This is a genomic window from Aurantimonas manganoxydans SI85-9A1, assembly GCF_000153465.1.
Taxonomy (GTDB): domain Bacteria; phylum Pseudomonadota; class Alphaproteobacteria; order Rhizobiales; family Rhizobiaceae; genus Aurantimonas; species Aurantimonas manganoxydans.
The window spans coordinates 3831295-3843377 of the sequence record NZ_CH672387.1; the positions used below are offsets into that span (position 1 = coordinate 3831295).

Sequence of the window (12083 nt, forward strand, 5' to 3'; positions counted from 1 at the left end):
TGTGCGCGGCGGCTATGTAATCGCCGCAATTGTGCCTATGCTCACGCCTTCGTGTCTGTTCTCAAACTCACAAGCAGCCCGTGAATCACAAGAGTTTTGCGTCCCGCCGTACCGCGCTGAAGACTGGTGTAGCGCTCACCCTCGCAGCGCTTCTGCCCCGTCCGGGCTTTGCCCAGGAGACGGAGGCTCCCACGCCGCCGGTCGGACAGCCGGCGACTGTCGGCGCGCCCGACGCGCCGTTCACCTTCGATGAGCTGGCCGCGCGCATGCAGCAGCGCGCCGGCGAATCCTACAGCGCGCCGGCCAACGACCTGCCGCCGGAAATCCTCGACCTCAATTACGACGAGCACCGGGCGATCCGCTTCCGGCCGGACCACGCCCTGTGGCGCGCCGAGCCGGTGGAGTTCCACCTGCAGGCCTTCTATCCCGGTTGGGTGTTCAAGGAGACCACCAAGGTCTTCGTCGGGCAGAACGGCATCTACAATCGCCACGATTTCGCGCCCTCGGATTTCGAATACCGCCCGCCGCTGGATCCGTCGAAATTCCAGGACCTGCCGCTGGACGGCGTTGCCGGTTTCCGGATCCACGCGCCGATCGAACGGCCGGACTATTTCGACGAGCTGGTGACCTTCCTGGGCGCGAGCTATTTCCGCGCGTTGGGCACCGGCACCCGCTACGGGCTGTCGGCCCGCGGTCTCGCCATCAACACGGCGACCAGCGAGACCGAAGAATTTCCGCGTTTCAGCGCCTTCTACATCGATGCGCCGAAGCCGGGCGATTCCCGCATCCGGCTGATGGCGGAGCTCGACAGCCCGAGCCTCACCGGCGCCTATTCCTTCCTGATCACGCCGGGCCCGCAGACCACGATCGACGTGACCACCCGGCTGTTCTTCCGCACCGACGTCAACCGCGTCGGTATCGCGCCGCTGACCTCCATGTACACCTTTGGCGAGAACGACCGCTTCGGCCGCGACGACTTCCGCCCCGAGGTTCATGACAGCGACGGCCTGTGCATTCGCCGGGCCGATGGCGAAAAGCTGTGGCGGCCGCTGAAGAACCCCGAAAACCTGGCGATGTCCTATTTCCAGGAGACCAGCCCCCGCGGCTTCGGCCTCCTGCAGCGTGACCGCGACTTCTCCCATTACGAAGACATCGAGGCCCGCTACGAACTGCGGCCCTCGCTGATGATCGAGCCGCTGGGCGACTGGGGCAAGGGGACCGTCGAGCTCGTCGAGATCCCGACGGATTCGGAAGCCAACGACAATATCGTCGCCTTCTGGGTGCCCGAGGCGAGGGCCGAAGCCGGCGGCGCGATGGAGTTCAGCTACCGGATGCACTGGGGCCTCGACGTCGAGCTCGAGGACAACCAGGCCAAGGTCACCGGCACCTTCATCGGCGTCGGCGGCAACGCGGCGGATGCCGACCTGTCGACCCACCGCATCGCCATCAATTTCGAGGGCGGCAGCATTGCCAAGCTGCCCGCCGATGCCCAGATCGAGCCCCTGATCGACGTGCCGGACAACACCCGGCTGATCCATTCGGGAATCGCGCGGCTGCCCAGTGGCGGCTGGCGCATCGCCCTGGAACTCGAGAAAACCGATTCACAGCCTGCTGAACTTCGCGTGAAACTTTCAATGCTGCAGCGCATTGTCAGTGAGACGTGGCTCTATCAATGGACGAACAGGACATGACCGTTTTTGCAACGGAAGACCGCCGCTCCATGCAGGAGACCAATGCCGGCCGGCTGATCGGCCGGGCCGATCTGGACGACGACGTCGTACTGGACGCCGTCCGCGCGCGCCTTGCTTCGAGCGGGCGTTCCGATGACGCCGAACACTTGCTGGCCGCGGCCATGCAGGGCGACGCAGCGGCGCTGGCCTTCGTGCGCACGGTTGCCGTGCCGCCGCCTGTGGCCCGGCTCACCATGCCGATCCAGCCGCTAACCGGCCGGCCGCTGCGCTTCCCGACGATCTCGCTCGGCCGCCTTTCCGCCGACCGCAATTGATCACCATGCCTGAACGGCCCGGGGTGATCCGGGCCGCGGCACCATCTCACCGACGGACACCGCGTTGATCACGGCTCAGCGTCTTCTCTTCGCCCTGGCCTCCGTCGTGCTGGCGGCGATCGCAGCTTCGCTGTTCTTCATCGTCGTGACGGTGAACGGGGTGACCTATCTGCACATCGTGCAGATCAGCCTGCTCGTGCTGTGCTGCCTCTGGCTCGCCTGGGGCTTCAACATGGCGTTGGCCGGCATCATGTCGTCCGGCGCGCCGCCGCGCCGCCGGGCGCTGCCCGGACATGTCAGCCGCACCGCCATCCTCGTCCCCGTCTACAACGAGGACGCCGAAGCGGTGCTGGCGCGCGTCGGTGCCATGTATGAGGGCCTGCGCAGCATCGGCGGGCTCGACGCCTTCGACTTCTACATCCTCAGCGATTCCACCCGGGCCGAGAACGTCGCCGCCGAACGGCGCGGCGTCGACATGCTCCTGTCCGAACTCGGGGCGGCCGGCCGGCTCTACTACCGCAACCGCGAGAAGAATGTCGGCCGCAAGGCGGGCAATATCGCCGACTTCGTGACCACCAGCGGCGGTGCCTACGACTACATGCTGGTGCTCGACGCCGACAGCCTGATGCGGCCGGAGACCATGGTGGAGATGGTCGCCCGGATGGATGGCGACCCCGAACTCGGCCTGTTGCAGACCCAGCCGCTGATCATCGGCCGGCGCACCCTGTTCGGCCGTGCCCTGCAGTTTTCCGCAGCCTTGTTCTCGCCGGTCTTCTCGCGCGGCATCGCCGTGCTGCAGGGCCGCGAGGGGCCGTTCTGGGGCCACAACGCCATCCTGCGCGTGCGCGCCTTCGCGGCCTCCTGCGGCCTGCCCGACCTGCACGGCCGCCCGCCTTTCGGCGGCCATATCCTCAGCCACGATTCCGTCGAGGCGGCGCTGCTGGCGCGGGCCGGCTACAAGGTCCAGGTCGATCCGGACCTCGAAGGCTCCTACGAGGAAGCCCCGGCCAACATCATCGAATATGCCAAGCGCGACCGCCGCTGGTGCCAGGGCAATCTCCAGCACGGCAAGCTCCTCGCCGCGCCGGGGCTGAAGCTGTGGAGCCGCGTCTCGCTGGCCAGCGGAATCATGGCCTATGCCGCCTCGCCGATCTGGCTGATGTTCCTGATCGTCAGCCTGCTGGACCCGATCCTGGCGCCCGAGCCGAACTATTTCCCGGCCGATTCCCTGTTCCCGGTGTTTCCGCGCCCCGAGACCGGCAAGGCGCTGCTCCTGCTCTTCGGCATCTTCGTCCTCTTGCTGCTGCCCAAGACGCTGATCGCGGTCGGCAGCGCCTTCACCGCTCGGCGGCGGCGGTTCGGCGGGACGCTCGCGGTGCTGGCCGGCGCGACGGCAGAACTGGTGATGACCAGCATCCTCGCCCCGGTGATGATGATGTTCCAGTCGAAGGCCGTGGCCGAGATCCTGATCGGCGCCGATGCCGGGTGGCCGTCGACCGAGCGCGCCGACGGCAGCCTGCCGCTCGACGCCGCCTTCAAGGCGAGCTGGTGGATGGTGCTGGCCGGCGGCCTCGTGCTGTTCGCCACGATCAACTACGCCCCGAGCCTCGTCCTGTGGACCCTGCCGATCGCGCTGCCGCTCGTCGCGGCGCCGGTCCTGATCAGCGCCACCGGCAACCCGGCGCTGGGCGACTGGGTGCGTCGCCAGCGCCTGTTCGAGACCCCCTTCGAGTCCGATCCGGAGCCGGTGATCCGCAGCTATGCCCTCTGGCAGGAGCGGCTGGCCCGTCTTTCGGCCGGTGCCGACCTTGAGAAAGCCACAGTGTCGGTGGCACCGGTGCTGCCCGATCCCGCATGAGGCTGCCCCCGAGACGATGACCGCTGTCACCCGTACTGCCTTGAAGTCACCCCGCGATTACCGGGTGGACTTCTGGCGCGGCATCGCGCTCGCGATGATCTTCGTCAACCATATTCCCGGCAACGTCTGGGAGAACTTCACCTCCCGCAATTTCGGCTTCTCCGACGCGGCCGAACTGTTCGTCTTCCTGGCGGGCTTTGCCTCGGCCTATGCCTATGCCCCGCTGTTCCTGGCGGGCGAGCGGGTCGCGGCGACGCTGAAGGCGTGGCGCCGCGCGGGCGTTCTCTACCTCGTCCACATCACCCTGACCGTGGCGGCGATCGGCATCTTCTCCTGGGCGGCGCTGGCGCTCGGCTATGGCGACATGATGCGCACGATCGGGCTGCGCTCCTTCATCACCATGCCGATGGAGACGATGATCGGTGTCGCCGGCCTCGGCCACCAACTCGGCTATGTGAACATCCTGCCGATGTATTGCGTGCTCTTGCTGATGCTGCCGCTGCATCTGGCACTGGCGCAGATCAGCCGCGGCGCGATGCTCGCCGGGGCCGTCCTGATGTGGATCGTCGCCTATGTCTGGGCGATCGACGTGCCGGCCTTTCCGCTGCCAGGCGGCTGGTTCTTCAATCCTTTCTCCTGGCAGCTGATCTTCGCCGTCGGCCTCTATTGCGGCCTGAACCGGCGCGAGACCGGCGTTGCGGTGTCCTATCGGCCTTGGCTCTACGCGCTGGCCCTCGCCTATGCGCTGCTGGCCTTCCTGACCATCCGCTTCGGCCTGTGGTGGATCTGGGGCCAGAGCCCGCTGCCGGTGCTGATCACCGGCTTCGACAAGACCTATGTCAGCCTGACCCGGCTGCTGCATGTGATGGCGATCTGCTACCTCTTCGCCAATGCCGCGGCGAGCTCGCCCTTCGCCAACATCTCGCGCGACAACATCTTCACCATGCTGGGACGCCATTCGCTGCCGGTCTTCGCCGTCGGCACAGTGCTGTCGCTGTGCGGCCAGGTGCTGAAGCACGGTTCGGAACCGTCGATCTGGTTCGACACGCCGATGGTGCTGGCCGGCCTCGCGATCCTCTTCGGCCTCGCGCGCTATCTCGACTGGTGGCGCACCGCCCAGAAGGTCACGGTGCGCAGCAGTGACGCGGCCGCCGAGAGAGCGCGCGGCGCGATGGCGACGCCGGACGAGCCGCTGACGCCGATCCTCAAGACACGCCGCCCGGTCTGACGGTCGCGTCCGGATATGCGAAAACGGGCGCCGATGGCGCCCGTTCTGCATTCTGTCCTGTGGGTCCGCTCTACCGCATGACCGGCATGGCGAACTCGGCACCGTCCTTGATCCCCGACGGCCAGCGGCTCGTGACCGTCTTGGTACGGGTGTAGAAGCGGAAGGCGTCCGGGCCGTGCTGGTTGAGATCGCCGAAGCCCGAGGCCTTCCAGCCGCCGAAGGTGTAGTAGGCCAGCGGCACCGGAATCGGCACGTTGACGCCGACCATGCCGATGTTGATGCGGCTGGCGAAGTCGCGGGCGGCGTCGCCGTCACGGGTGTAGATCGAGACGCCGTTGCCGTATTCGTGGCTCATCGGCAGGTCGATCGCTTCCTCGTAATCCTTGGCGCGCACCACCGACAGGACCGGACCGAAGATCTCGGTCTTGTAGATGTCCATGTCCTTGGTGACGTCGTCGAACAGGCAGGCGCCGACGAAGAAGCCGTTCTCGTAGCCCTGCATCTTGAAGCCGCGGCCGTCGACGGCAAGCTTGGCGCCCTCTTCGACACCCCGGTCGATGAGGCCCAACACGCGCTGCTGCGCCTCGCGGGTGACCAGCGGTCCCATGTCGACGTCGTCGCCGGCCGTATAGGGCGCGATCTTCAACGCTTCGACCCGCGGGATCAGCTTCTCCATCAGGCGATCGGCGGTCTCCTTGCCGACCGGGACGGCCACGGACACGGCCATGCAGCGCTCGCCGGCCGCGCCGTAGCCGGCGCCGATCAGGGCGTCCGCCGCCTTGTCGATGTCGGCGTCCGGCATGATGATCATGTGGTTCTTGGCGCCGCCGAAGCACTGGACGCGCTTGCCGTTCGCGCAACCGCGCGAATAGATGTACTGGGCGATCGGCGTCGAGCCGACGAAGCCGATGGCCTGGATGTCGGGATCGTCGAGGATCGCATCCACCGCGCCCTTGTCGCCGTTGACGACGTTGAGAATGCCTTCCGGCAGGCCGGCCTCGATCATCAGCTCGGCCAGCATGAGCGGGACCGACGGGTCACGCTCGGACGGCTTCAGGATGAAGGCGTTGCCGGCGGCGATCGCCGGGGCGAACTTCCACATCGGGATCATCGCCGGGAAGTTGAACGGCGTGATGCCGGCCACGACGCCCAGCGCCTGGCGGATCGAATAGAGGTCGATGCCGGGGCCGGCGCCCTCGGAGAACTCGCCCTTCAGGAGATGCGGCGCGCCGATGCAGAACTCGGCGACCTCGAGGCCGCGCTGCACGTCGCCCTTGGCGTCGGGAATGGTCTTGCCATGCTCGCGCGACAGCACCTCGGCCAGCTTGTCCATGTCGCGGTTCAGAAGTTCGACGAACTTCATCATCACGCGGGCGCGGCGCTGCGGGTTGGTCGCGGCCCAGGCCGGCTGCGCCGCCTTGGCATTCGCGACCGCCGCGGTCAGCTCGTCGGCGCTGGCCAGCGCGACCTGAGCCTGGACCTCGCCGGTGGCCGGATTGAAGACGTCGGCTGTGCGGCCGCTCGTGCCGGCGACGCGCTTGCCGCCGATGAAATGTCCGATCTGTTCCATCCGGTTTCCTCCTGTTGCGGGTGTTGCCCTCAGTCTTCGCGCAGGCAGCGGCGAAAGCCAATCCTTCGCATTGCGCATCCGTTGTGCGTAGATTGACGTCCCTGGCGCGGATTGGAGAGGAACGGACGTGAACTGGGACGATGTCAGGCTGTTTCTTGCGGTGGCACGAGCCGGCCAGATCCTGGCGGCAGCGCGGCGGCTGGAACTCAACCACGCAACCGTCGGCCGGCGGCTGACGGCGCTCGAAACGGCACTCGGCGCCCGGCTTCTCGACCGGCGCCCGAATGGCTGCGAGCTGACGCCCACCGGCCGCGACTTCCTCGAACAGGCCGAGCGCATGGAAGCGGCCATGCTGGCCGCGCGTGCCGATATCGGCGCGACAGAACTGGCGCTCTCGGGCACCGTGCGAGTGGGAACGCCCGACGGTTTCGGCACCGCGTTTCTCGCCCCCCGCCTCTGGCGGCTGACCGAACGCCATCCCGACCTCACCGTCCAGCTCGTGCCCGTGCCGCGCGCCTTCTCGATTTCGCGCCGCGAGGCCGACATCGCGATCACGGTCGCCCGCCCAGAAGCCGGGCGGCTCGTCGCCGGCAAGCTCACCGACTATGCGCTCGGCCTTTATGCCTCACGCGGCTACATCGCCGCCCATGGCGCCCCGGCCTCGCTGGCCGAGCTCGGCCGGCACCGTCTCGTCGGCGCGGTGGAGGACCTCCTCTACAGCCCGCGGCTCGCCTACCATACCGACATCGTCGCCCGCTGGCCGGCGCACTACGAGGTGTCGAGCGCGATCGGCCAGACCGAGGCGGTGGCTGCCGGCGCCGGGATCGGCATCCTGCACGGCTTCATGGCCGCCGACCGCCCCCAGCTCACGCGCATCCTGCCGGAGGAAACGATCCACCGCAGCTACTGGCTCGTCTATCACGAGAGCGTCCGCGACATCCGGCGGATCGCCGCCGTCGCCGACTTCATCCGCGACTGCGTGAGCGCCGAGCGTGCGGTCTTCGCCGCCAACTGACCGGGGCCAACGTCGCTGCGAGTTCGACGCGAAGGCCGAGGGTCTTATGTGACCTCAGACCAGCGGACGCACGTCCGGGTCATCGCGAGCATCCGGACGGACACTTGATCGCCGTCAATCCTTCGGCCGCCGCGCCATGCGCATATCAGTCGGAGCCCGAACGCGAAGGAGACCGCCATGTATGCCAGGATCATGATCCCCGTGGACCTCACCCATGCCGACAAGCTCGACAAGGCGCTGAAGACGGCCGCGGGTCTCGCCAGCCTCTACAATATCCCCGTGCACTATGTCGGCGTAACCTCCAACGCGCCGTCCGGCGTCGCCCATACGCCGGAGGAATATGCCGGCAAGCTGGAGGCCTTCGCGGCGGGCCAGGCCCGCGACCACGGCGTCGAGCAGACGTCGAAGGCCTATGTCCGCCACGATCCGAGCGTCGAGCTGGGCCGCACTCTTCTGGACGCGATCGACGAATGCGGCGCGGACCTCGTGGTCATGGCGTCGCGTGTGCCGGGGCTGCCGGACCATCTCTTCACATCCCATGCGGGCCATCTGGCCACGCACACCTCCGCATCCGTCTTCGTGGTGCGCTGACCCGGGCGGCCCAGGCGCCGCATCCGCAGCAAGCCGCCGCCGCAAGGGCGTCCGGTGGCGGCGGTCTGTGCCCGCCGGCGCCGCTATGCCGATGGCGCTACGTTCAGGACGCAGTCCCGCTCGCCGGGCCCCGCGCCTCCCTTCGCGCCCGACTGCCGCTCATTACTTTCAATTTTACGCTTCCTTCACGGAAGGAGGGCAAAGTCCCGCAGACTTAGTTTCAGCGTCGCGATCGGCTTGCCGATCCAAACGGCCGGATATCGGCGACAGGTGTTTCCTTGGCCGCATTCGCGCAGAACGTTCTCGTCGACCATTCCCTTGGTTTCGTCGCGACGGCACTCGTCGTCTGCGCCATCATGGCCGCGATCGTCCTGACCGTTCTCGACCGTGCCAGCTCGGTCGAAGGAGGCCGGCGCTACACATGGATGGCGGTCAGCGCCGCGGTCGCCGGCCTCGGCGTCTGGACGACCCATTTCGTGGCGATGCTCGGTTTCCGCCCCGATGTCGTTCTTGGCTACGATCCCATGGTCACGATCGTGTCGGTGTTCGTCGGCATCCTGTTCGTCGGCCTGCCCTTGGCGGCGACCGTCCTGGTGCATTCGCGGGCCGCCCGGATGGCGCTGGGCGCGATCGCCGGCCTCGGTGTCGGTGCCATGCACTTCACCGGCATGAGCGCGTTGCAGGGTTGCCTGGCCGCCTACGATCCACTGGTCACGCTGATCTCACTCTTCGCCGGCGCCGGGTTCTTTGCCGCGGCGATGTCGATGCCGCCCCGTGGCAAGCAGCGCCTCGCCGTCGCCACGCTGATGGTGCTGGGCGTCTGCTTCCTGCATTTCATCGCGATTGCGGGCCTGACCCTGAGCGCCGCCCCGGCCGCCGAGGTCTGGATCGTCGAACCGGTGACGCTGTCGGCCTTCGTCGCCCTCGCCGCGCTGATGATTTTCATCACCGCCTTCATCCTGGCCGTGAACGGCGAGAAGCTGGACGCCTCCTCGCGGGCGGCGGCCGCTGACGCGGCGGAGCATCTGCGCGTCCTGTCGGCGGCGCTCCAGAACATGTCGAACGGCCTCGTCATGGTCGGCCCGGACGGGATCATCACCCTGCACAACGAGCGCGCCTACGAGCTGCTCGGCATCGGCCCGAACGAATTGCGCTCAGGGCTGGCGCTGTCGTCCTTCCTCGACAATTTCGGCCACAAGGCGGGCTGGGACGCCGCGCGGATCGACCGGGTGATCGACAATCACACCGTCTGGATGCGCCGCTCCACCATCACCCGGGTCGAACACCACCTCGCCGACGGCCGGGTCATCGGGGTGGCCTGCTGCCCGATGGCCGACGGCGGCGCGATCCTGACCTATGACGACATGACCGAGGCGCGGCAGGTCCAGGCCACGATCACGCACATGGCCTATCACGACGCGCTGACCGGACTGCCGAACCGCCGCAGCTTCCAGGACGAGCTGAAGGCGCGCTTCGATTCGGCCAAGCCGACCACCATCGTGATGATCGACCTCGATCGCTTCAAGGCGGTGAACGACACGCTCGGCCATCCGGTCGGCGACGCGCTGCTCATCCAGGTCGCGGACCGGCTGCGGGCCTGCTGCAATCCGAACGATCTGATCTTCCGCCTCGGCGGCGACGAGCTGGCGATCCTGCCAGGCGACGACGAACACAGCGATACGCTGGCGCGCCGCGTGGTCGAAGGCTTCGAACGCCCCTTCACGGCCGACAAGCACCGCATCAGCATCGGTTGCAGCGTCGGCCTCGCCACGGCCGACGACGTGGACGACCCGGATCTGGTCGTCCGTCAGGCGGACCTTGCCCTCTACAAGGCGAAGAAGAACGGCCGCAACCGCATCGAGCGCTACGAAAGCGGCATGATGGAGGATGCGGTCAAGCGCCGGGACCTGGAAATGGACATGGTCCGGGCGCTGAAGGAGGGCCAGTTCTCGCTGAATTATCAGCCGCTGTTCAACCTGCCGACCCGCGAACTCGTCGGCTTCGAAGCGCTGATCCGCTGGAACCATCCGACCCTCGGCCTGGTCCCGCCCGTCGAATTCATCCCGTTGGCCGAGGAGACCGGGCTGATCACCGAGATCGGCGAATGGGTGCTGAACGAAGCCTGCCGCGAGGCCAGCCACTGGCCCGGCGAACTCTACGTGTCCGTCAACGTCTCCCCGGTCCAGTTGCACAAGACCGACATGCTGCGGCAGGTGACGAGGGCGCTGGCCGAGCACGGCCTGACGGCGCAACGCCTGGAACTGGAGCTGACCGAAACGGCCATGGTCGACGACGGCCGCCGGATCAACGCGACGCTGACCGCGCTGCGCAGTCTCGGCGTGCGCATCGCGATGGACGATTTCGGCACCGGCTATTCGTCGCTGGCGCATCTGCGCGAATTCGATCTCGACCGGATCAAGATCGACCGCAGCTTCATCGATTCCGCGCCCGACGATGTCAGTTCGCTGGCGGTGCTGCGGGCCGTCACGATGATGGCCAAGGACCTGTCGATCGCCACCACCGGCGAAGGCGTGGAAAGCGAGGAGCAGCTGGCCCGCCTGCTCGACCTCGGCTGCGGAACGGCCCAGGGCTATCTCCTCGGCCGTCCCATGACGGCCGAGGCTGCCCGGGCTCTCATGCAAACCAGCGACGCCATGCAGCAGGCCGTCGCCGGGATCGGCCCCGGCCAGCTGGCGCGCGCCTAGACCCGGTTCGAGACCGCCGCCTGTTCGAAGGTCGCCATGCCGGAATGGCATTCGGCCGCCGCCTTGACGATGCCGGCGGCCAGCGCCGCCCCGGTGCCCTCGCCCAGCCGCATGCCCAAGGCGAGCAGCGGCACCTTGTTCATCGTCTCCAGCGCCCGGATATGGCCCGGCTCGGCCGAGACATGGCCGAACAGGCAATGATCGAGGGCCTGCGGGTCCATGGCGTGAAGCACCGCCGCCGCCGCGGTGGACACGAAACCATCGACGATCACCGGCACCTTCTGCATGCGCGCGGCAAGGATCGCACCGGCCATCGCCGCGATCTCGCGTCCGCCGAGGCGGCGCAGCACCTCCAGCGGATCCGACAGATGCCCCGCGTGGCAGGCGAGGGCCCGGGCCACGACATCGGCCTTCTTCGCGACCCCGGCGGAATCCTGCCCCGCGCCGGGGCCGACCCAGTCGCGCGGTTCGCCGCCGAACAGCGCCGTGAAGATCGCCGCCGCGACGGTCGTGTTGCCGATACCCATCTCGCCGATGCACAGAAGGTCGGGCTCGCCGGCCAGCACCTCCATGCCGAAGGCCATGGTGGCGGCGCAGGTGCGCTCGTCCATCGCCGCCTCTTCGGTGATGTCCTTCGTCGGCACTTCCAGCGCCAGGTCGAAGACCTTCAGGCCGAGATCGTAGGCCGCGCAGATCTGGTTGATCGCCGCGCCGCCGGCCGCGAAGTTCGACACCATCTGGGCCGTCACCTCGGGCGGAAAGGGTGACACGCCCTGCCGGGTGACGCCGTGATTGCCGGCAAAGACCGCGACCAGCGGGCGCCTTACGGCCGGCTGGCGCCCCTGCCAGGCGGCGAGCCATTCCGACAGTTCCTCCATGCGGCCGAGCGCGCCGGCCGGCTTGGTCAGTTGCGCCTCGCGCTCGCGCTTGGCGTTCACCGCGGCCACGTCGGGGCCGGGCATGCGGCGCACCAGATCGCGAATGTCGTCGAAGGGCAGTCCGGTGGTGGACATGGAGCGAATCCTCTAGGTTCCGGAACGTTGACGGCGCGCGGCGCCGCTCGGGGATGGAAAGCGTTGCCGCCGCAATGGCGCAGCTGCGCGCGGGGAGC

9 protein-coding genes are annotated in these 12083 nt (G+C 67.8%); 7 read left to right on the plus strand and 2 right to left on the minus strand.

The genetic code is table 11. From position 1 onward, the window contains the following. The first annotated feature begins 80 nt into the window (after positions 1-80). The 4 genes from SI859A1_RS18050 (at position 81) to SI859A1_RS18065 (ending at position 5091) form a co-directional block, all read left to right on the plus strand. Positions 81-1691, plus strand: a complete 1611-nt coding sequence (locus tag SI859A1_RS18050) for an OpgD/OpgG family glucan biosynthesis protein (protein WP_148233889.1) — start codon at positions 81-83, stop codon at positions 1689-1691. A gap of 29 nt (positions 1692-1720) precedes the next feature. Continuing rightward, positions 1721-2005 carry a hypothetical protein gene (locus tag SI859A1_RS18055; protein ID WP_161600142.1) on the plus strand — a complete coding sequence of 95 codons (285 nt, stop codon included), beginning with the start codon at positions 1721-1723 and terminating at the stop codon, positions 2003-2005. 64 nt (positions 2006-2069) lie between these two features. Then, positions 2070-3863: a glucans biosynthesis glucosyltransferase MdoH gene (gene mdoH / locus SI859A1_RS18060; RefSeq protein ID WP_009211115.1), complete on the plus strand. Its 1794-nt coding sequence runs from the start codon at positions 2070-2072 to the stop codon at positions 3861-3863. A 40-nt stretch (positions 3864-3903) separates the two neighbouring features. After that, entirely contained in the window at positions 3904-5091 is a 1188-nt protein-coding gene (locus tag SI859A1_RS18065; RefSeq protein ID WP_161600143.1) for an OpgC family protein, read from the plus strand. A gap of 70 nt (positions 5092-5161) precedes the next feature. On the opposite strand, the gene SI859A1_RS18070 is transcribed toward SI859A1_RS18065, so the two are convergent. Beyond that, positions 5162-6661: a CoA-acylating methylmalonate-semialdehyde dehydrogenase gene (locus SI859A1_RS18070; RefSeq protein WP_009211117.1), complete on the minus strand. Its 1500-nt coding sequence runs from the start codon at positions 6659-6661 to the stop codon at positions 5162-5164. A gap of 127 nt (positions 6662-6788) precedes the next feature. Here SI859A1_RS18070 and SI859A1_RS18075 point away from each other — a divergent pair, with 127 nt between their 5' ends. The 3 genes from SI859A1_RS18075 to SI859A1_RS18085 all read left to right on the plus strand — a co-directional run bounded on the left by SI859A1_RS18075 (position 6789) and on the right by SI859A1_RS18085 (position 10972). Next, positions 6789-7676: a LysR family transcriptional regulator gene (locus SI859A1_RS18075; protein WP_009211118.1), complete on the plus strand. Its 888-nt coding sequence runs from the start codon at positions 6789-6791 to the stop codon at positions 7674-7676. Positions 7677-7853: 177 nt separating this feature from the next. Further along, positions 7854-8267, plus strand: a complete 414-nt coding sequence (locus SI859A1_RS18080; protein ID WP_009211119.1) for a universal stress protein — start codon at positions 7854-7856, stop codon at positions 8265-8267. A 278-nt stretch (positions 8268-8545) separates the two neighbouring features. Next, complete coding sequence (locus SI859A1_RS18085) at positions 8546-10972, plus strand: EAL domain-containing protein (RefSeq protein WP_009211120.1); 2427 nt, start codon at positions 8546-8548, stop codon at positions 10970-10972. Here the strand turns inward: SI859A1_RS18085 and cobT are convergent. Next, on the minus strand, positions 10969-11985 hold the full coding sequence (gene cobT / locus SI859A1_RS18090) for a nicotinate-nucleotide--dimethylbenzimidazole phosphoribosyltransferase (RefSeq protein WP_009211121.1): 1017 nt from the start codon (positions 11983-11985) through the stop codon (positions 10969-10971). The genes SI859A1_RS18085 and cobT overlap by 4 nt on opposite strands. Between the last annotated feature and the right edge of the window lie 98 nt (positions 11986-12083).

Coding starts and splice junctions, on each gene's coding strand:
- SI859A1_RS18055 (WP_161600142.1), top strand. CDS start 1,721: ATGCAGGAGACCAATGCCGGCCGGCTGATCGGCCGGGCCGATCTGGAC.
- cobT (WP_009211121.1), bottom strand. CDS start 11,985: ATGTCCACCACCGGACTGCCCTTCGACGACATTCGCGATCTGGTGCGC.
- SI859A1_RS18080 (WP_009211119.1), top strand. CDS start 7,854: ATGTATGCCAGGATCATGATCCCCGTGGACCTCACCCATGCCGACAAG.
- SI859A1_RS18070 (WP_009211117.1), bottom strand. CDS start 6,661: ATGGAACAGATCGGACATTTCATCGGCGGCAAGCGCGTCGCCGGCACG.